The organism is Opitutaceae bacterium (assembly GCA_015075305.1).
Taxonomy (GTDB): Bacteria; Verrucomicrobiota; Verrucomicrobiia; order Opitutales; family Opitutaceae; genus UBA6669.
The window spans coordinates 78,051-101,782 of the sequence record JABTUS010000005.1; the positions used below are offsets into that span (position 1 = coordinate 78,051).

At 60.9% G+C, this 23,732-nt stretch carries 16 protein-coding genes; 12 read left to right on the forward strand and 4 right to left on the reverse strand.

What is annotated here, in order from left to right; genetic code table 11:
• Positions 1 to 7: 7 nt before the first annotated feature.
• From xerD to HS122_10890, 3 genes are all read left to right on the forward strand, one after another.
• Complete coding sequence (gene xerD / locus HS122_10880; GenBank protein MBE7538904.1) at positions 8 to 997, forward strand: site-specific tyrosine recombinase XerD; 990 nt, start codon at positions 8 to 10, stop codon at positions 995 to 997.
• Between the two features lie 84 nt (positions 998 to 1,081).
• Positions 1,082 to 2,998, forward strand: a complete 1,917-nt coding sequence (locus HS122_10885; protein MBE7538905.1) for an amidophosphoribosyltransferase — start codon at positions 1,082 to 1,084, stop codon at positions 2,996 to 2,998.
• A gap of 17 nt (positions 2,999 to 3,015) precedes the next feature.
• Entirely contained in the window at positions 3,016 to 4,122 is a 1,107-nt protein-coding gene (locus tag HS122_10890; GenBank protein ID MBE7538906.1) for a phosphoribosylformylglycinamidine cyclo-ligase, read from the forward strand.
• An 18-nt stretch (positions 4,123 to 4,140) separates the two neighbouring features.
• Here HS122_10890 and HS122_10895 read toward each other — a convergent pair whose 3' ends face one another.
• Entirely contained in the window at positions 4,141 to 5,442 is a 1,302-nt protein-coding gene (locus HS122_10895; protein MBE7538907.1) for a DEAD/DEAH box helicase, read from the reverse strand.
• Positions 5,443 to 5,557: 115 nt separating this feature from the next.
• Here HS122_10895 and HS122_10900 point away from each other — a divergent pair, with 115 nt between their 5' ends.
• The gene (locus HS122_10900; protein MBE7538908.1) at positions 5,558 to 7,279 is read left to right on the forward strand and encodes a DEAD/DEAH box helicase; all 1,722 of its coding nucleotides are present in this window, start codon (positions 5,558 to 5,560) and stop codon (positions 7,277 to 7,279) included.
• Positions 7,280 to 7,298: 19 nt separating this feature from the next.
• Here HS122_10900 and HS122_10905 read toward each other — a convergent pair whose 3' ends face one another.
• The gene (locus HS122_10905; protein MBE7538909.1) at positions 7,299 to 7,841 is read right to left on the reverse strand and encodes a dihydrofolate reductase; all 543 of its coding nucleotides are present in this window, start codon (positions 7,839 to 7,841) and stop codon (positions 7,299 to 7,301) included.
• A 125-nt stretch (positions 7,842 to 7,966) separates the two neighbouring features.
• Here HS122_10905 and gmd point away from each other — a divergent pair, with 125 nt between their 5' ends.
• The 4 genes from gmd (at position 7,967) to HS122_10925 (ending at position 12,250) form a co-directional block, all read left to right on the forward strand.
• The gene (gene gmd / locus HS122_10910) at positions 7,967 to 8,983 is read left to right on the forward strand and encodes a GDP-mannose 4,6-dehydratase (protein ID MBE7538910.1); all 1,017 of its coding nucleotides are present in this window, start codon (positions 7,967 to 7,969) and stop codon (positions 8,981 to 8,983) included.
• Positions 8,984 to 9,011: 28 nt separating this feature from the next.
• Complete coding sequence (locus HS122_10915) at positions 9,012 to 9,950, forward strand: GDP-L-fucose synthase (GenBank protein ID MBE7538911.1); 939 nt, start codon at positions 9,012 to 9,014, stop codon at positions 9,948 to 9,950.
• A 108-nt stretch (positions 9,951 to 10,058) separates the two neighbouring features.
• Positions 10,059 to 11,303 carry a M48 family metallopeptidase gene (locus HS122_10920; protein MBE7538912.1) on the forward strand — a complete coding sequence of 415 codons (1,245 nt, stop codon included), beginning with the start codon at positions 10,059 to 10,061 and terminating at the stop codon, positions 11,301 to 11,303.
• A 41-nt stretch (positions 11,304 to 11,344) separates the two neighbouring features.
• Positions 11,345 to 12,250, forward strand: coding sequence for an endonuclease/exonuclease/phosphatase family protein (locus tag HS122_10925; GenBank protein MBE7538913.1), 906 nt, complete (start codon positions 11,345 to 11,347; stop codon positions 12,248 to 12,250).
• Between the two features lie 68 nt (positions 12,251 to 12,318).
• On the opposite strand, the gene HS122_10930 is transcribed toward HS122_10925, so the two are convergent.
• The gene (locus HS122_10930) at positions 12,319 to 13,236 is read right to left on the reverse strand and encodes a cell surface protein (protein ID MBE7538914.1); all 918 of its coding nucleotides are present in this window, start codon (positions 13,234 to 13,236) and stop codon (positions 12,319 to 12,321) included.
• Between the two features lie 50 nt (positions 13,237 to 13,286).
• Between HS122_10930 and hemW the strand changes: the two genes are divergently transcribed.
• The 3 genes from hemW to HS122_10945 are packed head-to-tail and all read left to right on the forward strand — an operon-like array spanning position 13,287 to position 15,985.
• On the forward strand, positions 13,287 to 14,462 hold the full coding sequence (gene hemW, locus HS122_10935) for a radical SAM family heme chaperone HemW (protein MBE7538915.1): 1,176 nt from the start codon (positions 13,287 to 13,289) through the stop codon (positions 14,460 to 14,462).
• Positions 14,459 to 14,959: a hypothetical protein gene (locus tag HS122_10940; protein MBE7538916.1), complete on the forward strand. Its 501-nt coding sequence runs from the start codon at positions 14,459 to 14,461 to the stop codon at positions 14,957 to 14,959. The genes hemW and HS122_10940 overlap by 4 nt, the downstream gene beginning before the upstream one ends.
• Positions 14,960 to 15,001: 42 nt before the next feature.
• On the forward strand, positions 15,002 to 15,985 hold the full coding sequence (locus tag HS122_10945) for a M23 family metallopeptidase (GenBank protein ID MBE7538917.1): 984 nt from the start codon (positions 15,002 to 15,004) through the stop codon (positions 15,983 to 15,985).
• On the opposite strand, the gene HS122_10950 is transcribed toward HS122_10945, so the two are convergent.
• The gene (locus HS122_10950) at positions 15,982 to 18,456 is read right to left on the reverse strand and encodes a DEAD/DEAH box helicase (protein ID MBE7538918.1); all 2,475 of its coding nucleotides are present in this window, start codon (positions 18,454 to 18,456) and stop codon (positions 15,982 to 15,984) included. The genes HS122_10945 and HS122_10950 overlap by 4 nt on opposite strands.
• Positions 18,457 to 18,772: 316 nt before the next feature.
• Here HS122_10950 and HS122_10955 point away from each other — a divergent pair, with 316 nt between their 5' ends.
• On the forward strand, positions 18,773 to 23,674 hold the full coding sequence (locus tag HS122_10955; protein MBE7538919.1) for an immunoglobulin domain-containing protein: 4,902 nt from the start codon (positions 18,773 to 18,775) through the stop codon (positions 23,672 to 23,674).
• Positions 23,675 to 23,732 lie beyond the last annotated feature (58 nt).

Consider the following 23,732-nt stretch of genomic DNA (forward strand, 5'->3'; position numbering starts at 1 on the left):
AGCGCACATGCATGCGGGACCAACGATCGTGATCCCCGCGCCTGATCGTGTGCCGGCATCATTTGCCGAGGCTATCGAGGCGTACCTGGGATTCCTGCAGCTTGAGCGCGGGCTGTCTCCCAATTCAGTCGCCGCCTACTCCAACGACCTGGCGCAATGTGCGCTGTATCTCAGCAGGAAGCGAACGTGTGCTGGATGGCCGGCGGTTCGGTCAGACGATCTGTCCGCATGGCTGCAGTCTCTGACAACCAATGAACTGGCTCCCGCCAGTCTTGCGAGAAAACTGTCAGCGCTTCGTGGTTTGTACCGCCACCTGGTCAAGGAGCAGCTGTGCACCGTAGACCCCACGGAACTGCTGGTCGCACCGAAGTCGATCCGACCACTGCCGGGAACGCTATCCTTCGATGAAATCACGCGTTTGCTTGAGGCTCCGCGCTCAGGCGACGCCTACGGGCTGCGCGACAAGGCGATGCTCGAGCTCTTTTATGCCAGCGGCCTGCGGATTTCCGAGCTGACCGCGCTGACTATCCAGCAAATCGACCTCGAGCACGGAATGGTGCGCGTTTTTGGAAAGGGCTCCAAGGAGCGGGTAGTTCCCGTGGGCAGGAACGCCACAAAGGCCCTTGCAGTCTATCTGGAGGCTGGCCGTTCCCATTTTGTCAAAGCCGGGCGCACGCGCAGCCATCTTTTCCTGAGCGAACGAGGCGGGCCGCTTTCCCGCGTAAGGCTGTGGATGCTGGTCAAGCACTACGCCCGGCTCGCGGGAATCACGCGCACCGTGAGACCCCATTTGCTAAGACACTCGTTTGCCACACATTTGCTCAGCGGTGGCGCCGACCTCCGGGCAATTCAGGAAATGCTGGGGCACGCAAACATCTCGACCACAGAAATCTACACGGCTGTAGAACCATCGAGATTGCTGGACCAGCACCGTCGCTATCATCCGCGGGGTCGGAAGTCGCGGAGCCGGCTCGATGCGGGCAAGAAAACCCCTTGACCGTTTCCGCCTGCGCCCCGTGATCCTTTCCCTTCCAACATCAGTGAAACCAACCGCCTTCGAGCCGAAGTCTCGCACCCAACCATGAGCGATCCGATTCGCCACGAATGCGGCATCGCGCTGGTGCGACTGCTCAAACCCTTGTCCTACTATCAGGAGAAATACGGCACACCGCTCTGGGGGTTCTCGAAGCTCTTTCTCCTGATGGAAAAGCAGCACAACCGCGGCCAGGACGGCGCGGGGGTCGCGTGCGTCAAGCTGGATGTGCCCGCGGGCGAACCGTTCATGTTCCGCGAACGCCAGGTGAAGGTGAACCCGTTGGACAAGATCTTCAAGGCGCTGCTCAAGCAGTACCAGGAAAAGGTCACGTCGGGGACGATTCATCCTGAGTTTCCCGACACTGTTAAGAAGCACTTCGATTTCGGCGGCGAACTGCTCATGGGACATCTTCGGTATGGCACGAGCGGCGGATACAATCTGAGTTCGTGCCATCCCTACTTTCGGCGTTCTCCCTGGCCGACGCGCAATCTGGCGCTGGCCGGAAACTTCAACATGACAAACACCGGGGCGCTGAACGATTCGCTGATTGCGATGGGTCAGCACCCGATCTTCGCGACCGACACCCAGGCGCTGCTCGAAAAGATCGGCTTCTACCTCGATGAGGAGCATGAGGACCTGTACCGCTTTCTGCGGACGCGAAACCTGAATGGCGCGGAAATCTCCCGACGCATCAGCGAGGATTTCGATCTCGGCCGCGTGATCACCCGGGCTTCAAAGGACTGGGACGGCGGGTACGCATTGGTTGGAATGATGGGAAACGGCGACGCTTTTGTGGCGCGCGATCCCTCGGCAATTCGTCCGTGCCACTACTTCCAGAACGAGGAAGTCATCGGCGTCGCTTCGGAACGAGCTCCGTTGATGACGTCCTTCGATCTTGCCGCGGAGGACGTCCGTGAGGTCGAGCCGGGGCACGTCCTCGTCATCAAGAAGCGGGGTGATCTCAGGTCCATTCGCTTCACGGAGCCGCTGTCGCGCACTTCGTGCTCCTTCGAACGGATCTATTTTTCCCGCGGCAACGACGTGGACATCTACCAGGAGCGAAAGGCGCTGGGCGCGAGGCTTGCGAACCAGGTGCTCAAGGCGATCGATCACGACTGGGCGAACACGGTGTTCAGCTTTATTCCAAACACGGCTGAAGTCGCCTACTACGGACTGATGTCGGCGCTTCGCGAGATTCGGCGCGACGAGGTGAAAAGCGCGATCCTGGACGCAAGCCGCAAGGGAAAGCTGACGGATGCGCTTCTCGACGAACTCATTCTCAGGAACTGGCCGCGGGGAGAAAAGGTGGTTGGCAAGGACGTGAAGATTCGGACGTTCATTGGACAGGAGAATTTCCGGAATCAACTGGCGAGCCACGCCTACGACATCACCTATGGATCGATTCGCGCCGGCAACAATCTCGTGTGTGTCGACGACTCCATTGTGCGCGGCACCACGCTGCGGCGTTCCATCCTTCGCATTCTCGCGCGCCTCAATCCGAGGAAGATCGTGATCCTTTCGACCGCACCGCAGATTCGATATCCCGACTGCTACGGGATCGACATGTCGGAGCTTGGAAAGTTCATCGCGTTCGAAGCCGCGGTGGCTCTGCTGAAGGAGCGTGGGCAGGGTGATTTGCTGGAGGAGGTCTATCGCGCCTGTCGGGATGAGCTGGCCAAGCCCGCTGATGAGGTTCTCGAAAACCAGGTTCGGCGGATTTATGAGCCGTTCAGCGCCGAGGAGATCTCAGCCAAGATCACCGATCTCGTGCGTCCACGAAAAATGGACTGGAAGGGGGAGACGGAGATCATTTTCCAGACCATAGAAAACCTTCATCTTGCCGTGCCGAATCACACGGGGGACTGGTATTTCACGGGCAGGTATCCGACTCCTGGCGGCTACCGGGTGGTCAATCAGGCATACCTCAACTACTACGAGCAGAGCGAAGGCCGCTCGTACTAGGATTGGATCCGCCCGTCATGAGCCTAAGCTACGATTCATCCGGCGTCCGATACGACCAGCTCGATCCATTCAAGCGCGCCTGCCAGCAGGCGGCCCGCCGCACGAGCGGAGCTCTGAAGGGACACGGCTACCGGGAGCCAGAAAACACCCGCGGGGAGAGCGCCTACCTGATGGAGGCCGACGATCATTTTCTCGCACACGTCGAGGAAGGACTTGGCACGAAGAATCTCGTCGCCGACGCCATGCAGCGCGCGTCCGGCAGGTGTTTCTATCACGAGATCGCCATCGATACGGTTGCCACCATCGTCAACGACCTGATCACCTGCGGCGCGCTTCCCGTTTCCGTCGCCATGCACGCAGCAGTCGGGGATTCCGCATGGTTCAGTGACGAGACGCGGATGAAGGCGCTCGTCGATGGATTCGCCGAGGGCTGCATTCAATCCGGGGCGGTCTGGGGCGGGGGGGAAACCCCGACGCTGCGCGGTATTGTTTCTCCGGATACAATCGTTCTCGCGGGATCTGCGGTGGGTGCGATTCGTCCCAAGTCCAGGCGGATAACGGGCCGCATCCAACACGGCGATGCCATTGTCTTTCTTGCATCCTCGGGCGTGCAGACCAACGGACTTTCGCTGTGCCGCTTGATTGCCGAATCGCTTCCGAATGGTTATCTGACGCCGATCGGGTATGGTGATGCGCGCACCTACGGCGAGGCGCTTCTCGCGCCGTCCGTGATCTACGTTCGTTTTGTGAAGGCCTGCCAGGACGCCGGAATTCCACTCAATTACGTCGCTCATGTCACAGGCCATGGCTGGCGCAAGCTCATGCGGCTCGACGAGCCGTTTGTCTACGAGATCCACACGCCCCGGGCCGCACCGGCGCTTTTCCGGTTTCTGATGGAGAAGGGACCGATCGCCCCCGCCGAGGCCTATGCCACCTTCAATATGGGCGTGGGTTTTGCGGCGTACGTGGATCCATCGTCCGCCGATGCGGTCGTGGCACAGGCCAAAGCCTCGGGGTACGATGCCTGGGTGGCGGGCACCGTCCGCAAGGAGGGCCGCCACAAGGCGGTGACCATTCCCTCGCTCGGTCTCGCCTATGACGGCGAGACCCTGCAGGTGCGATAGCCACCGCAATCGCGCCAATCAGCCGGATCTCCGTCGCCAGTGCGCGCCGGGTTTTCCCTTCGGGTGGTGCCCGGGTTCGTTTCGCGGGCGGTTCCCGGGGGGCCGGCCTGAATTTGCGGGGCGGCCTCCATGCCGTTGCCTTGGACGCTGGGGCTGCTGGCTTGATCGGCCCGCATCCAGCGCGGGCGACTGGCCGCCGAGATAGCCGAAGTTCTCGAGTGTCAGGCGCGGAATCTTCTGTCCGATAAATCGTTCGATGTCCCGGACATCGCCGGAATTCTCCGGCGTCGCCAAAGTGAATGCATCCCCCACCGACATTGCCCTCCCCGTCCGGCCTATGCGGTGAACATAGTCCTCGGGGTTTTCCGGCACGTCATAGTTGATGACATGGGACACACCGGCGACATCTATGCCGCGTGCGGCGATGTCGGTCGCGACCATGATTTCGTAGCGGCCCGCCTTGAATCCCTCCAGCGCCTCCACGCGCTGGTTCTGGGAGCGGTTCGCGTGCAGGACGGCGACGGAGTGGTTCGCGGACTTCAATCTTCGCGCGATGCGATCCGCTCCGTGCTTGGTGCGGGAGAAGATTATCACACTCTGGAAGTCGGTCTTCGCCAACAGCGCAAGAAGCAGCTCGAACTTCTGTTCGTGCAGGACAGGGAACAGCGCGTGATTGACCGATTCGTTTACGGACCTTGCGACCCCGATTTCCACGCGGACTGGATTGGTTAGGGCGAACCTGGCCACGGCCTCGATCTCGGGAGGTACGGTTGCCGAAAAGAATAGCGTCTGACGTTTTCCGGGGCACATGCCCACGATGCGCTTGACGTCGTGAATGAACCCCATGTCGAGCATCCGATCGACCTCGTCGAGGATGAGGACCTCAATCTGGTCCAGCCGCAGCGCCTTTTCCTGAAGAAAATCGAGCAGCCGTCCAACAGTGGCGATCACAATGTCGACGCCTTGGCGGAGTTCGCCGCGCTGGCGCCCGTAACCGACACCGCCATGCAGGACGGTTGCGCGCACATCGGTGAATCGTCCGAGGTCGCGGAAGGATGTTTCGACCTGCGCGGCCAGCTCCCGTGTCGGCTCCAGCACGAGGACCCGGGGCTGACCCGGGCGATGCGGTCCCAGCCGGTTGAGCACGGGAAGGGCGAATGCGGCGGTCTTGCCGGTGCCCGTCTGGGCTGAGGCGATCAGGTCGCTGCCTGAGAGCACGACAGGAATTGCCCGGAGCTGGATGGGCGTCGGATCCGTGTAGCCCATGGCTTGAACGCCCCGGACAAGACTGCTGTGCAGGCCAAGCTTGGAAAACGGCATGGGTTCGTTTGCAGGATCGGGGGATGGAACGCGAGCGAATCCGTGAACGGCATGAGGCAATCGGGGTGCGAAAGATTGTTCTCTCGTTTGGCGGAACTTCGGGCATTGTCGGTGAATGCAAAAACGTCCCTTCAGCGAACTCGGACTCTCGCCCGAGATTCTCAAGGCGGTCGACAAGATGGGTTTTGAGGAGGCTTCGCCGATTCAAACCGCGGTGATCCCGCTGGCGCTTGAGGGGCGCGACATCGTGGGGCAGTCCTCGACGGGCTCCGGCAAGACGGCGGCTTTCGCAATTCCCGCGATTTCCAAGGTCGACTCCCACGTCCGTGCGGTGCAGGTCCTCATCCTGTGCCCAACGCGCGAACTTGCCGTCCAGGTGTGCGAGGAGGTTGGCAAGCTCGCGCACTTCAAGCGCGGCATTCACGCGGTTCCCATCTATGGAGGCCAGTCCTATGACCGGCAGTTTCGTGCGCTCGCGGCCGGCGTGCAGGTGGTGATCGGCACGCCTGGACGTCTGCTGGATCACATGGAGCGCGGCACCCTGAAGCTCGATGGGCTTCGTCTGGTTGTGCTGGACGAGGCGGACCGGATGCTCGACATGGGATTCCGCGACGACATTGAGCGCATCCTCGCGGCGGTGCCGGCCATGCGGCAGCTGCTCTTCTTTTCGGCGACGATACCGCGCGGCATCCAGGACATGATCAGGCGCTACTCACAGGATCCATCATGGGTGAGGATCGAGGCGGTCACCCAGAATGCGCCGAAGGTTGACCAGGTCTATTTCGAGGTGGAGCGCCGATCGAAGGTGGAGGTGCTCACCCGCGTGATCGATCTTCACGATTTCCGCTACGGCATCATTTTCTGCAGCACGAAGATCATGGTGGACGAGCTGGACGATCTGCTCCATTCGCGCGGGTATGCGACCGACCGCCTTCATGGCGACATGAGCCAGGCGCAGCGGGACCGCGTAATGGAGAAGTTCCGGCGCCGCGGCTTCGAGTTTCTCGTGGCCACGGATGTCGCCGCGCGCGGGCTGGACCTGGATGATCTGGAGGTTGTCTTCAACTTCGACCTCCCCAACGACGCCGAGGACTACACGCACCGCATCGGTCGAACCGGACGCGCGGGCAGGGAGGGCAGGGCATTCACCCTCGTTTCCGGACGGGAGCTTTGGAAGCTTCAGAGCATGGTCCGATTCGGAAGGCTGAAGATCCGGCGCGAAAACATCCCCTCCCTTGATCAGGTGGAGGAAGCGCGGACCAACCTGTTCTTCGAGAAGCTCCGTGCGACACTGGATCAGGGGACGTTCAAACGCCAGGACCGTCTGCTCGACCGCTTGCTCGAGCAGGGATATCCGAGCACGGACATCTGCTCTGCGCTGATCCATCTGCTTCATGGCGGCGAGGAAAAGGCGGAGGACGGGCAGGACCCGAAGGCAGCGGATTCTTCGAAGAAGGCCAGGAAGGCTGGTCTGACATCCGCGTCGGAAACGGATCCTGCCGGCCAGGATCGGGGAGGAAGCAGGGGACCCGACAAGGAGAAGCACGCGTGGACGCCGCCCGCGCGGACGGGACGCGATGCAGGTTTCACCACGATGTTCCTCAATGTCGGGAGGAAAAACCGCATCACGCCCGCGGATGTCGTCGGCAAGATCGCGGGCGTCACCCGTCTTCCCGCGGGGGTGGTCGGGGCGATCGACATCCGGCAGCGTCACACGCTGGTGGACGTATCCGACGAACACCTACAAATGATTCTGGAGAAGATGAAGGGCATCCGGGTGAAGGGGCAGTCGCTTGCTCCAGCCCTCGCGACGGAAAACGACGTCGCCACGGACTGAAGTTCCGGATCGCCAAGGACTACACCCCGCCTGGCTTGATCAGGGAGTAGGTCGCAAGCAGGGAGTCGCTTTCCGGGAGACGGTGGATGTCATCCAGGCGAAGCCGGGAGTCCGCGCGGCGGTGGAGAAGCGAAACTCCCTGCCCGAAAAGTCGGGGTTCGATGGTGATGACCAGTTTGTCGATGAGGTCGCTTTCCAGAAAGAGCGAATGGATCTGGCTGCCGCCAAGCACCGCGCAGCGCCTGCAGCCACGCGCGCGGAGCCGGGCTATCAATGCAGCCGGTGAATCGCTTGTGAATTCCAACTGGCCATCGACAGACTCTGAAGCCCATGGGATCGGATTCCGGGTCATTACAAATCGCGGGCTTGACGGGCTGAGGCGGCTTCGGATCGACCTCTTGGATGCCTCATAGCTCACGCGTCCAAAAATCATCGCGTCGAAGGTTTGGAGCACGCGCCTGAAGTGCAACTTGTCTGCCTCGGAGGTGAAGCCGCTTCCAGGCAAGTCGTGCTTTGCGATAAACCCGTCGAGAGATTGTGCCGCTATGACAGAAATTTCCATGGCGCATTTCGCCGGGCAATTCATCCCAGCGCAAATTCAATCACACCTGATCCGGCGCGGTCTGGAACGCCGGCGGCATGAGGCTTGCAGCGATGCCGGGATGCCCCAACCCTGAGGAACAATTGATGAAAAAAGCGCTGATCACCGGAATCACGGGCCAGGACGGTTCGTATCTCGCCGAGTTTCTGCTCTCCAAGGGCTACGAAGTGCACGGAGTGATACGCCGTGCCTCCACGTTCAACACGAGCCGCATAGACCACCTCTATCGCGATCCCCACGTGAACGGGGTTCGTCTTTTTCTGCACTACGGTGATCTGGCTGACTCGGTGCAGATGGTTAAGCTGCTTTACCAGCTCCAGCCTGACGAGATCTACAACCTCGGGGCACAATCCCATGTCAGGGTGTCGTTCGACATTCCGGAGTACACGGGCGATGTCGACGGGCTTGGCGCGCAGCGAATACTCGAAGCCATTCGCGAGGCGGGCCTCGTGAAGAAGGTGCGGTACTACCAGGCATCGTCATCGGAGATGTTCGGCAAGGTGCAGGAGGTGCCCCAGGTCGAGACGACTCCGTTCTGGCCCCGCTCGCCCTACGGGTGCGCCAAGGTCTATGCGTACTGGCTGACGGTGAACTACCGCGAAAGCTACAATCTGCACGCGAGCAACGGCATTCTCTTCAACCATGAGAGTCCCCGGCGCGGCGAGACTTTCGTCACCCGCAAGATCACCCGCGCGGCCACCCGCATAAAGGTCGGTCTCCAGGATTCCCTCTACCTCGGCAACCTCGATGCCCAGCGCGACTGGGGATATGCAAAGGAATACGTCGAGATGATGTGGCTCATGCTGCAGCAGGACAAGGCGGACGACTATGTGGTCGCCACCAACGAGACCCACAGTGTGAAGGAATTCTGCCAGGAGACGTTCGGGCTGCTCGGACTGGACTGGGAAAAGCACGTGAAGTACGACCAGCGTTATGAGCGTCCGGCGGAGGTCGATTTGTTGATTGGCAATCCAGCCAAGGCCGAGCGCCAGCTCGGATGGAAGCCCAGGGTGCGCTTCAGGGAACTCGTAAGAATCATGGTCGAGGCCGACTTGGAGCTCGCAAAGCGCGAGGCGCAGATATCGAAGCTGCCGATGCCATGAGCACACGGACATCCGGGGGCGTTTGACGATGAGGCTTTTCATTGCAGGCCACCAAGGCATGGTGGGATCCGCACTGGTGCGCCGCTTTCGGCGCGAAGCCGGAGTGGAGCTGGTCCTGCGCTCGCGGGCGGAGGGGCTCGACCTTGCGAACCAGCAATCGGTCGCTGCCTTCCTGGAGGCGGCAAGGCCGGATGTCGCGATCATCGCCGCCGCGAAGGTTGGCGGTATCCACGCGAACAATACATACCCCGCGGAATTTCTTTTCGACAACCTTGCCATCGCCGCCAACACAATCAACGGCGCCCACAGGCATGGAGTCAGGCGGCTGCTGTTTCTGGGCAGCTCATGCATTTATCCAAAGCACGCGCCGCAGCCCATGCCGGAGTCGTGCCTTTTGACCGCTGCGCTGGAGCCCACCAACGAGGCCTATGCCATCGCGAAGATTGCGGGCCTGAAGCTGGCCCAGTACTATCGCAGGCAATATGGAGTGCTCTTTCATTCGGCAATGCCCACGAATCTCTACGGCCCCGGGGACAACTATCATCCACAAAATTCGCATGTTCTGCCCGCTCTCATCCGCCGCTTCCACGAGGCGGCAGGTTCGCGGAAGGCGGAGGTGACGGCTTGGGGGACGGGTTCTCCCAGGCGGGAATTTCTCCATGTCGACGACCTGGCGGACGCCTGTGCGTTCCTTCTCCGACAGGAGCAGCCACCGGACTGGGTGAATGTCGGGACTGGATCCGACATCACCATCAAGGAGCTGACCGAGGCGGTTGCGCGGGTGACGGGGTTCCAGGGAAGCATTGCCTGGGATGCCTCCAAGCCCGATGGCTCGCCGCGGAAGCTTCTCGATGTGTCGATGCTCTCGTCAATGGGATGGAAGGCGCGCATCAGCCTGGAAGATGGGCTGAAGTCAACCTACGCATCATTTCTTGACGAACTGAGGAGCGGCACGCTTCGAGATTGATCGCCGCCGCGGGGCAGGCGGCGTGCCCCCGGAAAGGGGTGAAGCTGCCGCACGCAGACTGGCGGTTTGAGCTCGCGGGATTGGGCTTCACTCCGTTTTTGTCCACTTATGAATCATGTTCTGCAGGGCGTTGCCGTCCTGATGGTCGTTCGTTTGGCGGGTGAGCTGTTTCTGGCCATCCTCAATTGCAGGGAGGTGCGCCGCAACAGGCCCAGCCCGCCGGCGCCGCTGCTTGCGATCATGGATGTTCCGACCTTTCAGAAGGCGGCGGACTATACGGTCGCCAGGCTGAAATTCCAGATGGTCGAGACCGTGTTTGCCACGCTCGTGCTGGCATTGGTTGTTTTCGGGGCGATCCTGCCGACGCTTTTTTCAAGGATTGCGGCTTGGTCGCCGGGGGCGGCGAAATGGGATGATGCGCTTTTTGTCCTGGTATCGGCTGTGCTCGTGGGCATCCCGGGGCTTCCGTTCGAGTGGTGGTCCCAGTTCCGGCTCGAGGCCCGTTTTGGCTTCAACAAGAGCACGCCCGGGCTTTGGGTGGTCGACAGGATCAAGGCGCTGCTGCTCACGTTCGCAATTGGGTTCCCGCTGCTCTGGGGTCTGCTTTCCCTTGTTGGAGTCGTGGGCAGATTCTGGTGGATCTGGGGGTTTGGGCTGTTTTTCGCGTTTCAGCTCCTGATGCTTGTCCTCTACCCGAAGCTGATTCTGCCGCTGTTCAACAAACTGACACCGCTTGCCGACGACAGCCTGCGCAACCGGTTGATGGCGCTTGCGGACAGAACCGGATTCAAGGCGAAGGCGATCGAGGTCATGGATGGATCAAAACGTTCAGGACATTCCAATGCCTTCTTCACGGGTTTCGGCCGGTTTCGCCGCATCGTGCTTTTCGACACACTCATCGCCCAGTTGACGCCCGAGGAGCTCGAGGCGGTGCTCGCGCACGAGGTGGGACACTACCGCAGGGGGCACATCCCGAAGATGCTGCTCGTGTCGGCTGCACTCCAGTTCATGGGATTTGCACTGATCGCCTGGCTGGCACAGTCGTCCTGGTTCAATCCCGCGTTCGGCTTTCCTGAAGGTGAACTGGCACCGGCGTTCCTGCTGTTTGGACTGCTCAGCGGGCTGGTGACCTTCTGGCTCACGCCCATCAGCAATGTCTTTTCGCGGAAACATGAATTCGAGGCCGATCGATTTGCACGCGAGGCGATGAACGGACCGACCGCCATGGTGAGCGCGCTGCACAAGCTCGCGCAGAAGAACCTTTCGAATCTGACGCCTCACCCCTGGTACAGCGGCTTCCACTACTCGCATCCCACCATGGTTGAAAGGGAACGGGCCCTGCTGGCTTCGTAGCGATGGGGACGGAGAGGGTTCCCCGTTTCTCCGTGAAATGCATGAAGAAACCCCGCCTTCGGGGATTCCTGAATCTCGCGATCGCATTGGTCGCAGGCAACGTCGCGGGCTTCACGGTGGCGACCTACAACGTCGAAAACTACACGCTGGCGGACCGCATGGTCGACGGCGTGTTTCGCAGGGCCTACCCGAAGCCTGAGGATGCGAAGGCCTCGCTCAGGCGTGTGCTGCGGGCCATCGACGCCGATGTTGTCATACTCCAGGAAATGGGGCCCCGACCGTTTCTGGCCGAACTGCAGGAGGACCTGGCGAGGGAGGGGCTCCGCTATGGGTTTGCGCATGTGATGTCGGCCGCGGACCCCGACCGCCATCTGGCCGTATTGTCGCGCAGCGAGCCGCATTCCTTCAGCGACTACACCGATTTGACCTTCAAATACCTTGCACGGCAGGAGTCGGCGAAGCGCGGTCTGCTTCATCTGGAGTATCGCCTCGGATCGCATCGATTGAGCATTTTTGGCGTGCACCTGAAGAGCCGGCATACGGACACCCCGGAGGATCCGGAATCGGCGGGGAGGCGGGCGGGCGAGGCGACGGCGATGCGGAATCGCATCCTGGAGAATCACCCCGATCCCGAGCGCGATCTTTTTCTCATTCTTGGTGACTTCAACGATCACAAGGCCTCGCGCCCCGTGCGCGCGTTCCTGCGGCGCGGAAAAACCATCATTGCCGACCTCGTGCCGGCGGCGGACAAGGATGGCGATGCATGGACCTATCGCTACGCGAAGGAGGACTCCTACGATCGCGTCGATCTGATGCTGGCCTCCCGGGCGCTCATGAGACACATCAGCCCCGGGGCCGCGCGCATTCCTGACGGACCGGACGTCGCCGCAGCCAGCGATCACCGTCCGGTCGTGGTTTCAATCGACCTGCCCGGCGTGGCCAAGTGACTCAACCAGGCTTGGTGGCTGGGATGCGCACACGAGGTGCGGGACTGCTGTGACACGTTTCCGTCCAGCTACTGGACGGAAACGGGAATCGTCAGTTCGCCGGTGTCGTAGCCTTTGAGGAAGAGGCTGCCGCTTCCGGGGCGTCCACCCTGCACGTTGACCGTGACCGTGGATTGTCCCTCCGGCACGAGCACTTCCGGCATGATGACGCTCTCCGGAACATCCGTTGTGATGTCGAGGAGGAGTCCACCGGGAGGAGCTGCATTGGGCAGAGTGAAGGTAAGGGTCTGGGTTTGTCCGCCGCGCAGGGAAAGGGAGGTGGGCATGACGCTGACGGTTCCGCTGTCGACACGGAAGGTGCCGACTGGAGAGTTGCCGCTGGCTCCTCCGATGGAGACGCGGTAGTTGCGATTGGGCTCGACAGCGGGGACAAAGACGCCTAGGGCATTCGGCGATTCAAAGACCGTTCGCGCGGGCGTGCTGTCGAAGTAGACAACATCCTGTGGCGTAAAGCCGCGGCCGAGGACACTGACGCGTGCACCCACCGGTCCGCGATTGACCTCGAGGGACAGCACATAGCGGCCAACGATATCCAAGGTTCTGACGGGAGTGTAGGCTTCCCGCGGTGTGACGATGCCGCTGCTCTCTACCTGGAAATTGACCAAATAGTAGTAGGCCAGCTTGCTTGCGCCTGGAGGCAGCGGGTATTCAAACTCGTAGATATCCTGCCCCAGCGCACTGGGTTTCATCGCGTGGCTCCTGCCAGCGATGATGACGGTCGGCGAGACGCTTCCGTCGACAATCGCGGAGCTCTTGGGGGTCGCGCGCATTGAAAACGTGTAGATCTGGGACGGATTCTCGGCGAGCGTCGACGGCGTGAGGTCGATGATCTTGACCTCATCGCAGCCGGTGAAGAGGAAAAGGCTGAAGGCGGAGGTGAGCCCGAGGAAAATTCGTCTCGCGTGAAGGAAGCGGCTGTTGTGCATTGGTCGTTTAGGAGAAATATCGGATGGGAACGCAACACAAACACTCTTCCATGGCAATGAGTGAGTTTGCATTGCCAGGATTGTACGTCCACGTGCCTTTTTGCGCCTCAACCTGCGACTTTTGTGCGTTCTATCAGGTGAAGCCGGACGCCAGGAAAATCGCGGAATTTTTCGAAGGCATCCAAGCGGAAATCGCTATGGTGGACTGGGATGAGCCGATAGGCACGGTTTTCTGGGGTGGCGGCACGCCCGGTCTGCTTTCGGCCGATCAGCTCCGCCACCTGGGGAGGCTGGTCCACACGATTCCAGGCGCAGCCGGTGCTGTGGAATGGACGGTTGAGCTGGCGCCGGGATCGGTCACGGTCGAACGACTTGCAGCGCTGAAGGAAATCGGGGTGACGCGACTGTCCATCGGCGTGCAAAGTCTGCAGCCCGACCTGCTGATCTCCCTTGGTCGAAAACATACGCGAGAGCAGGTTTTGCGCGCCTATGAGCGGGCGCGAAAGGCAGGGTTTCGCAGCGTGAGCCTCGACATGATGTTCGCGCTGCCCGGGCAGTCGGAGAGCGACTGGCTGAAGGACCTTGCCGAGGCGATCGCATTGCAGCCCGACCACCTTTCGACCTACTGTCTGACCTTTGAGGAGGATACGGCTCTCTGGGTGAAACTCTCGCAGGGCAAGGTTAAGCGAAGCGAACAACGTGAGGCGGATCTCTATCTCGCAACCTGGGGCACCCTTGCAGCGGCCGGCTACGCCCAGTACGAGGTGTCCAACTTCGCCCGCCCAGGGCACACATGCCTGCACAACCTGAACACCTGGCGCATGGGAGCATGGATCGGCCTGGGGCCGTCAGCCGCATCCCAGCATCAAGGCGTGCGGGGAACCAATGTGAGTGACCTCCAAGTGTGGCGGGAAAACATCGGACGGGGCATAAGGATGACGGAGGACCGCTGCGTGCTGGCCGATCGAAACCTGCTTGAGGACGCCCTGATATTCGGCCTGCGCATGAACGCGGGCGTGGATTGGCGGCAGTTGATCGAACGGTTCCCGGAAGCGGTCGAAGGTTTGGGTGAAAGGCGGGCGGTTGAACACATGATGGCGAGACTTGAGGTCGATGGATTGGTCAGGATTTCGGAAGCTCGATGGTCGCTGACGGATCGTGGACGTTTGCTTGCAGATGCGGTTGCCACCGAGGTGATGGGCGCGTTCGAATCGGTTCATTCATGAGCGGATTTCGAATCGTCATGTCCCTGGTGGTCGCGGCAATGGGCGCGATGCTGGCGTCCTGCCAGACGAACCGGCAGGTTTCCGAGCCCCACGAACCGCTGATCGCGCGCTTTTTCGTGGAATCGCGTGCATCGGAACTCGGGCGCCCGGTGACGCTCCCCCAGAGCGAGGTTTTCATTTCCATCGATCCGAAACCGGTGATCATGGAGTTCGACATCACGGATGCCGAGGTTGCCCAGGTCGCCATGGGGAAGTGCCTGCTTGTCCGCCTGACCACGGCTGCGGCGCGCGACCTCTACCGATTGACAGGTACGGCGCCTGGGCGCCGCCTCGTCCTTTCGCTCAACGACCAGATCGTGGGTGCGCGCAAGATCGATCGCCCGCTGGACGATGGAACGATCCTCATATTCCTGGAAAAGCCCGACAGCGAACTTCCAGATCTGGTTGCACGGTTGAAACGCACGTCCGCAGACATCAGAAACAAACTGGCTCGCTGAGCGATGGGTGCGAAACGATGGATGCTCGCCGTTCTGGCGACGATGGGTGTGGGTTGGAAAACGCGTTGCGCCGAGAGGATGCAACTGGTTTGGCCGACTCCGAATTCCGCCTGGTCGGATGGAAGGACGATCGAGGATTTCATCCAGCCGACATCATCCGGTGAGGCATCGTCCGGCTGCTTCGGTTGCGTGAGGACCGGAGGCGCACAATTTCACGAGGGCATTGATCTCAAGCCCTTGAAGCGCGATCGCAGCGGCGAACCGACGGACGCCGTTTCCGCCGTCCTTGGCGGGGTCGTGCGACACGTGAACAGCCATGCGGCGGACAGCAGCTATGGCCGTTATGTTGTCATCGAGCATCTCGGAGCGACTCCAGCCGTTTATTCGCTCTACGCGCATCTGGCCCGGATCGCGGACGGCCTGAAGGCAGGGGATGCCGTTGTCGCCGGGCAGACACTGGGTGTGATGGGGCGGAGCGCGGGCGGTTACACCATTCCCCGGGAGCGTGCGCACCTTCACTTTGAGTTCGGCCTGATGGTCACGAGCGGGTTTCAAGCCTGGTACGATCGCAGGAAGTTCGGCAGCCGCAACGAGCACGGGCTCTGGAACGGAATGAATCTCATGGGCTTCGACGCCCTGGATTTCTTCAATGAGCATCGTGCTGGAAAAGTGGATACATTCCTGCAGTATCTGCAGGGAAGCCGGCCAGCGGTGACACTTCGAATCGCGACACACCGATATCCGGATTTCGCCAGACGATACCCCGATCTTGTCGTGAGGCAGCCCGAGGGTCTTGTGGCGGGCTGGGAGATCACAACGGACAGCACCGGACTGCCGTTTCGCTGGCGGGCGCTGAGTTCGATGGAAGTGTCCGGTTACCGCGGCAATGAGGTCCGGATCATCGGGCACGACGCGGCCCTCGCGAAGGTGCATCGCTGCAAATCGCTCGTTGTTTCGCAGCGTGGAAAACCCGTTCCGGGGCGCGACCTCCTGACACTGATTCAGCAGCTCTTCGGAGTGGACTAGGCGCGCACAAGCTCGCGCAGATCCGCGAGGGAAAGCCTGGAAGATGCTGCGTCGCTGGCCTCAAAGACCCCGGCAAGCAGGGCCCGTTTCTCATCCTGCAGGGCGAGCACCTTTTCCTCCACGGTGCCCGAGCAGATCAGCTTGTAGCTCGTGACCACGCGGTGCTGTCCGATGCGGTGGGCCCGGTCGGTTGCCTGCGCCTCGACGGCGGGATTCCACCAAGGGTCGAAATGAACAACGGTGTCGGCCGCGGTCAGATTGAGTCCCGTGCCGCCGGCCTTGAGGGAGAGCAGGAAGACGGGAATGTCCGACGCCTCCTGAAAGCGGTCGACCTCTTTCTGGCGCGCCTGCGGAGTCATGGATCCATCCAGATAGGCATGGGGGATGCCTTGGGCGTCCAGTTCCTGCCTGAGGAGGGCGAGCAGAGTGGTGAACTGCGAGAAGACGAGCAGCCGGTGGCCGTCATCCAAGGCCTCGGCCAGCAGTTCGCGGAAGGCGCCGAGTTTGGCGGACGTGGCGGCGGAATCCCCCTCGCCTTCGTTGGGCGAGGATTTCCCTCCCAGGAGACGTGGATCACAGCAGACCTGGCGAAGCCGGAGAAGCTGGGTGAACGCGGCCATGCGAAGTGCCTGCTCGGAGGCGCCGCCGGCCTCGAGGGCCTGCAGGTCGCGTTCCGTCCGTTCCCGCACCTGGCCGTAGATCGCGGCCTGTTCCGGTGAGAGCTCGCACCAGACGACCTGTTCAATCTTCTCGGGCAGTTCGCCCGCCACCGCGCGTTTTGTGCGCCGAAGGATGTACGGGGCCGTCTGCGAGCGGAGTCGCTCATCATGCCAGGCGCGTTCGTCGCCGCGGGTGCCTGGGGGAATCGGCTTGAGAAATCCGGGCATGAGGAATTCGAAGAGCGATCTCAGATCGTCGAGGGAGTTCTCCAGGGGTGTGCCGGTCAGCACGCAGCGTCCGCGACTTTTCAGCGCGCGCAGGGCCTGGGCGTTCTGCGAGCGGCGGTTCTTCACATGCTGCGCCTCATCGGCCACGATGTAGGCAAACTCGATTGCGGAAAGGACTTCGCGGTCGCGCACCAGGGTGCCGTATGAGGTGAGGATTACGTCGAAGCCGCGCAGTTGTCCGGCATCGGCCAGGCGGGTCGCACCGTGATGCAGGTGCACGGCGAGGTGGGGAACGAAGCGGAGGCATTCGCGGCGCCAGTTCTCCAGGAGTGACGCCGGGCACACGACCAGGCTGGTGCCGGCCTTCGATCCCCCGGTCCTGGCTTCCTCCACCGCTGAGGAAAGCGTCGCGAGTGCCTGGAGAGTTTTTCCGAGGCCCATCTCGTCCGCAAGAATTCCGGCGAGCTGGTGCCGCCGCAGATGAGTCAGCCAGGCGACACCGAGGCGCTGATAGGGACGGAGCAGGCTGTCGAGCGGTTCCCGCAGTTGAACAGGTTGAAGCAGGCTGAGGTTGCGCAGCGCTTCGCTGCGCAGCCTCCACGTGGACGGCGGACTGAATCCGGGCGCGAGTTCCTCGAGAATGCCCTGGGCTTCCGCCAGGTGCGCATGCCCGAGGCGCAGCACCCGCCGGGAGACTGGCGCATGTGGACCGGCCTCCCCAGAAAGTGCGCGCTGCGCGTCCGAAAGTCTCTTCAACAATGCGGGGTCCAGCAGATAGATCTTTCCATCGGCCTCGACGTAGCCGCGATTCGAGGCGAGGGCGGATTGGAGGGAGGAATCCGCGACCATGCCCGCACGCAGGCCCAGCGTGACCGAGAATCCGTCGCGACCCTCAGTGGTGTCCGTCACAATTTCGGTCGCATGCAGGTGCGCGGTGTTCCTTGAAAAATTTTCGGTGAATTGGACGCGGAAATCGTTGCGAAGGGTGGTTCCGTGAGCCGCCAGAAAATTGAGAACACGGAATCGATCGCGCAGCCACCATTTGCGGTTCGAGGGTTCCAGGGTGAATCCTGAAGTCTTGAGGAGCTCGAGGACGGCTGCATGGGAGGCGTGATCCCTTGACGGAAGCGTGAACGCCAGGAAGTGCTCCGAACCATCCACCGTCGCGGCTGATGCGTGCGAATCGGTTGTGGAGGCATTGGGAATGCGCGGGTTTTCCCTGGAACCGAAGGCGGGGGGCTTCGTCTTCGGAGGAGACGCCTGTGCGACGGTATTCTGGCCGGAATCGAGAAGCTCGCTGACTCCGCGAAGGATGTGACCGATCCACGCGAGAGGGATGGAAGGCGCCGTCTGCTTGAAAAATACGGGCATTCCCCGGAGAAGTCGTGTGAGTTCGCCGAGCTGAGCCCGGTTCAGCTGGAGGAAGAGAAGAGGGCCGGGCCGGGCCCCGAAGCGTTGCAATGCCGCCAAGGCGGGAAGAAATTCGGCCTTCGGAGGATTCTGAAGATCAAGCTCGATCCTTGTCGGGATGGCATCCCGTGCCGCGGCAGACTCGATGTTCGGCGGTAGCAGGATGCGAATCATGGAAGCAGGGCAGTCAGCACCTCATTGAGCGACCGTCAAGTTCGTGGGCCTGTTACGGAGCTTGAGGCTGTGTGGCAATTGAGCGAAGGTGAGTTTGGGAGTTAAAAATGAATGTGAATCCTTGAGGTCGCGGGCATCGTATCAAGTGTGCGAACCGATTTTTCGAGCCGTTCATTGTCATGCCCTATCTACTTCACCATCATCATCTCGCAGCAAGAATGGTTGCGGCAGTCATCAGGCGTCATGTCGCCGGCGATTCGCATCCGGGGAAAAGCCCCGCGCTTGCAAAATGCGCTAAGCCTTGTTGCGTCATCCCGTGAATCTTCGCTCTCCCTGGGTCCGGATCCTTGCAATTGTGGTGGCGATCGTTGGCGCGTGGACGATCACGAAGCACTGGAGTGAGGTTCGAACCAATCCCATTTCCCCGGCAACGTTGGGCGATCGAGATGCGGATCGCCACTCAGATGGGGCTGATCTGCGGAATGTGACAAGCTCGTCGAAGCCTGGAGTGCTGAATGCACCGACGCAGGCGATTGATTCGCCACGATCGGCCGTCGTCAGCAAACGCTTTCCGCACGGTCAGGTGCGCGACGAGCGACTGGAAAGCCTTGGACCAGGACGTGAACGTTGGAGTCAGTGGATCCAGACTGACGGGCCTTTCCCAAATGTGCGGGCGGATCTGGTCTATGAAACGAAGGGCGGTGTCGTTTCCCTGGTAGAGGAGACCTATTACCTTGCGGACAGTGTGATTGTTGAACGCCCTTCCGGGGTTTCGCTGGAGCAGTTTGCCCAGAGACTGAATGCCTTGGGGCTCAAACCGGCCGCCCAGTATGCATTCTCCCCGGCGGTTCGAGTCATGGTTCCGGAACCGCTGCATCTCGATTCGGTTCCGGAGGCTCTTCTCCGCGTTGCCACAGGGGAACCCGGCTGGAAGGCGCTTCCTGACCACGTCGCATTCTCCGATGCAAGACCCAGCGACTATGATCCGCGGATGCTCTGGGGACTCGAAAGGGTGGCAGCTCCATCGGCCTGGGAGGTAACGACCGGATCAAACAATGTGATAGTGGCGATCATTGATTCAGGGATTACTTTGAATCATCCTGATCTGGCGGCGAACATCTGGCAGAACCCTGCTGAATCGGGAAATGGACTGGATGATGATGCCAACGGACTTGTCGACGATCTCCATGGATGGGATTTTGCCAACAACGACAACGACCCGACCGATCAGGACAGCCATGGCACTCACGTGGCGGGAATCATCGGTGCAGTTGGAAACAATGCGATCGGAGTCACTGGCGTGGCGCAGAGGGTCAAGATCATCGGACTGAGGGCGGGAAACAACACGCTGTCGACTTCAGCGATCATCCAGGCGCTCGACTACCTGACCAACCTGAAGCTGAGGGGCGTGCCGATCGTGGTCGTCAACAATTCCTACACGTCGTCATTTCCAAACACGATGCAACGCGAGTCGATTGTCCGGGCTCGCGATGCAGACATACTGTTTGTGGCGGCGGCGGGGAACGATGGCCGGGACATAGACAACACGGGTCTGCTGTATCCGGTCGGCTTCGGACTCTCGAACATCATCGGTGTGGCGTCGACGAGCCTGAGCGACACCCTGTCCGACTTTTCAAACTGGGGGCTGAGCAGCGTGCATCTTGGCGCACCCGGCACCGGAATACTATCCACTGTCCTGAACAATCTTTACGGTGTGAAGGAAGGCACGTCGATGGCGGCACCCATGGTGGCCGGAGCGGCTGCGCTATTGCGGTCGGCTGAACCGTCTCTGGGTGCGACACAACTCAAGGCGCGGTTGATATCCTCTGCAAAGGCGCTGCCGGGCCTCGCAAATCGGGTTGTCAGTGGAGGACGGCTGGATCTGCAGGCGTTGATCAACCCAGGTGTGAGCCTTCCGGTCATCACAGCGCCGCAGCCGACCGCCGAGTTGTATGCTGTTGAGTCGCCTTCGCAAAGCGTCATGCTTGCCGCCCGCGGAGCCGGCGTTCACAATGGGGAGGAACAGGGGGAGATTCCCGTGGTGTGGACCAAGGTGTCCGGTCCGGGAAATGTCGCGTTTTCAACGCTGACGAACAACCGCGTCGCCGCGTTGTTTTCCCAGGCTGGTCTTTATCGGGTCGCAGCGACAGCCACCTCAGGGGGGATGGAGGCCAGACTTTACCGGAACATCCTCGTGGGAGCCTCGAGCAGCGTGAGTTCGACGCAACTGATGGCGCAATGGAGATTTGATGAAGCTTCGGGAGCTCCGCAGGACAGCTCCGGACAGGGTCGGCATGGCACGATGCTGGATGGGCCAACCCGGGATTCCGGCCCAAATGGAGATAGTGCTCTACGTTTCAACGGGACCGTCTCCACCATGAAGTTTGCCGCTCCCGGACCGAATCAGGTGACTCTGGCGGGTTGGGTGAGGATGGACGGACGGGGCAATAGCATTTTCCCACGACTGATTCATTTTCCTGCCTATTATCTCTTTGCCGGAATGGACACTTCTCCGAATGCGGACCCCAACATTGGGACGGTCAAGTTTCTCGCAAACTGGTCCGGCACCGATGGCGTCTGGTATTCCCCCAGAAACCTCGTCGCCGAGGGAGCTTGGTACCACATGGCTGCCACGTATGACGGAACCAAGGGTGCGCGGGAACTGCCGCGCCTTTACTTGAACGGAAAGGAACTGGATGTGGCCGCCCAAGCCGGAGCGGAAGGCGTGATCGATCTGGCAACCGGCGATGGCTTCCTTGGAAACAATGAAGAGAGAACCCGTGCATTGCAGGGACGCCTTGCCGACGTCCGAATTTACGGACGGCAGTTGGGAGGCGAGGAAATTGCGGTTCTGGCAAAGGCAGGCACGGTGGAATCGCTCAGGAAATGGGAAATCTACGTCAAGTCAGCTTCGGCGACACAGTCCGTGGTCGGCCTCCGCATGGCTGATGGACGCCTTCCCTCGTCCAGCCTCAGTGCCGTCTGGCAGCAGATATCCGGGCCTGGATCCCCAAGCATTGTCAGTTCAAATGGAACTGAGGCCACGCTCGAATTCACTCAGGCAGGTTCGCATGCGGTAACGGTTGATTTGTTTGAAAATGGAGCGATGGCGCATCGTGAAATCTCGATCATTCTGCCGGGCTCGGTGGCGAATCCCGTGGCGCCTGGATTTGCCCGGCCCCCGGCCAATCGGATTGCGGCAGTCGGTGCGTCGATCACGCTCGATTCAGAGGCGACAGGAACTCCGCCACTATCCTTCCAGTGGTTTCATGATGGAGTGCCTGTCAATGGGCAGATTCTATCCCAGCTGACTTTGACATCCCTCAAGCTGGCCGACTCGGGAAACTACACTGTCCGGGTAACGAATGTCGCTGGCTCAGCAACCAGCGCGCCTTCCCAGGTTACGGTGCTTGCACCGCCGTCGATTGTCACGCATCCGGCAAACAAGCTGGTTGCCGCCGGCAGCACAGTCGAACTGTCGGTAGTTGCAAACGGAAGCCCGCCGTTGACCTTTCAATGGTTCAAGGATGGCGTACCCTTGGTTGGATCCACGGCATCGACGCTGGTTCTTGCGAACATAACGATCGCGCAGGACGGCAAGTATACCGTGGCGGTGTCCAATGTCGTCGGGAGCGCAACAAGCAATGAGGCGGATGTGGAGGTGTTGCAGGCGCCGTCAATCGTTTCGCAGTCCACGTCCCAGACCGTCCTCGCTGGCAGGACCATCACGCTTGATGTGCAGGTCACGGGTTCGGTGCCCTATTCCTTTGCCTGGTACAAGGACGGTGTGCTGCTGCCCAACGAGACGCAGCCGAGTCTCCGGTTTACAATCATCAGGATTGAGGACTCGGGAACCTACACTTTCAAGGTGAGCAATGCCGTTGGTTCGGCGACGACGACGCCAATTGTCCTGCGTGTTGTCTCTGCGCCGGTCATCACGCGTCAGCCCGCCACTGTGGCCGTGCTCGCTGGTGGCCGGGCGACATTCACGGTCGAGGCAACCGGTACGCAGCCATTCACCTATCAATGGCAGAAGGACTATGGAAACATTCCTGGTGCGACGACATCGCAATGGGTGATTCCTGCCGTAGGGCAGCAGGATGTCGGCACTTATACCGTCGTGATCACAAACGAAGTTGGAAGCGTCAGAAGCCAGGAGGCCTATCTGGCAATCGTGCCGGCGCCGAGGGTTACGCTCCAGCCTCAGAGCGTGACGGTGGCCCAGGGAAGTCCTGCGACACTCGAAGTCACCAGTCCGGATGAGCCGTCGACGCTTTCGTATCGCTGGTGGCGCAATGGCGAGCTCGTGACGGGCGCCAACTCCGCCAAACTGGATCTTCCGGCAGTGCAACCCGGCCAGGTGGGCATTTACCAGGTCGAATTGACGAATGGAGGTGGCTCGACCTTCAGCCTCCCCGCAATTGTCGCAATGACAATTTCCGCCAAGACGGCCGGTGCCGTATCCACGCGCCCTGAATGGCAGAACATCGTGCATCCCAACGGCAACATCTATGATCAACATGTGATGAGTGGAGATGTCGGCTCGATAACGGCTGATGCAGGGCAGATATCACGAATTTCCTTTGTCGATCCCCAGGGAGACATCGTCCAGGTCGAGATGTCCGGGCAGGGGACACTCACTCTGGCGCTCGCCAATGCATCGGGACCTGCTGAAGCCGCCATGTACAACCAACCCGGTGTCACTTACATGAAGGGCCAGGCAACGCTTGTTCTCGCGAATTCCAACGAGATGACCTACGTCGCGGCATTTTCAGTGGGATCCGCAACGAATCCCGCGGTCATCAAGCAAGGTGTGACCTATGAGGGTTGGGCGACGCTTCGCGCACTGGCCGTGCGTTCAGGGGACAATCGCATCGGTGGCATCCGATTTGGAAACGGCCGGTTCGAGTCTACGACGGGAGTCACCGGGCTCTGGGCGCCAGGGGTGGCGTCGCCGACGGTTTTCCTGAGTGACATCGCGGCCTTCTCGGCAGCGTTGCCGGTCCTTGCGGTTTCGAACACCACCGAAGTAGGCATCACTGGCGGCGGACTGTTTCAGCCGAACCAGAAGCCGGTTCTCGCTGAGGGAATCAGCGGGCTGCGGCTCCGTGCGGGCATGTCTTCGAGTGGTCAGATTGCAGGACCAAGCCTGCTTCTGGGCAGGATATTTCGCGATGGAGTCGATGTGACAAACACCATTGTCCTGCCCACCCAGTAGGTTGAATGCAGGCGAACGTGGTCCCCGCGCATCGGCGGCCACGGTTCCCCCGCCGAAT

Bases quoted from the DNA above. Each gene is read 5' to 3' on its own strand.
- HS122_10930 (MBE7538914.1), bottom strand. From the start codon at position 13,236: ATGCACAACAGCCGCTTCCTTCACGCGAGACGAATTTTCCTCGGGCTC.
- HS122_10940 (MBE7538916.1), top strand. From the start codon at position 14,459: ATGAGCGGATTTCGAATCGTCATGTCCCTGGTGGTCGCGGCAATGGGC.
- HS122_10950 (MBE7538918.1), bottom strand. From the start codon at position 18,456: ATGATTCGCATCCTGCTACCGCCGAACATCGAGTCTGCCGCGGCACGG.
- HS122_10945 (MBE7538917.1), top strand. From the start codon at position 15,002: ATGGGTGTGGGTTGGAAAACGCGTTGCGCCGAGAGGATGCAACTGGTT.
- hemW (MBE7538915.1), top strand. From the start codon at position 13,287: ATGGCAATGAGTGAGTTTGCATTGCCAGGATTGTACGTCCACGTGCCT.
- HS122_10885 (MBE7538905.1), top strand. From the start codon at position 1,082: ATGAGCGATCCGATTCGCCACGAATGCGGCATCGCGCTGGTGCGACTG.
- gmd (MBE7538910.1), top strand. From the start codon at position 7,967: ATGAAAAAAGCGCTGATCACCGGAATCACGGGCCAGGACGGTTCGTAT.
- HS122_10915 (MBE7538911.1), top strand. From the start codon at position 9,012: ATGAGGCTTTTCATTGCAGGCCACCAAGGCATGGTGGGATCCGCACTG.
- HS122_10900 (MBE7538908.1), top strand. From the start codon at position 5,558: ATGCAAAAACGTCCCTTCAGCGAACTCGGACTCTCGCCCGAGATTCTC.
- HS122_10890 (MBE7538906.1), top strand. From the start codon at position 3,016: ATGAGCCTAAGCTACGATTCATCCGGCGTCCGATACGACCAGCTCGAT.
- HS122_10905 (MBE7538909.1), bottom strand. From the start codon at position 7,841: ATGGAAATTTCTGTCATAGCGGCACAATCTCTCGACGGGTTTATCGCA.
- xerD (MBE7538904.1), top strand. From the start codon at position 8: ATGCATGCGGGACCAACGATCGTGATCCCCGCGCCTGATCGTGTGCCG.
- HS122_10920 (MBE7538912.1), top strand. From the start codon at position 10,059: ATGAATCATGTTCTGCAGGGCGTTGCCGTCCTGATGGTCGTTCGTTTG.
- HS122_10925 (MBE7538913.1), top strand. From the start codon at position 11,345: ATGAAGAAACCCCGCCTTCGGGGATTCCTGAATCTCGCGATCGCATTG.
- HS122_10895 (MBE7538907.1), bottom strand. From the start codon at position 5,442: ATGCCGTTTTCCAAGCTTGGCCTGCACAGCAGTCTTGTCCGGGGCGTT.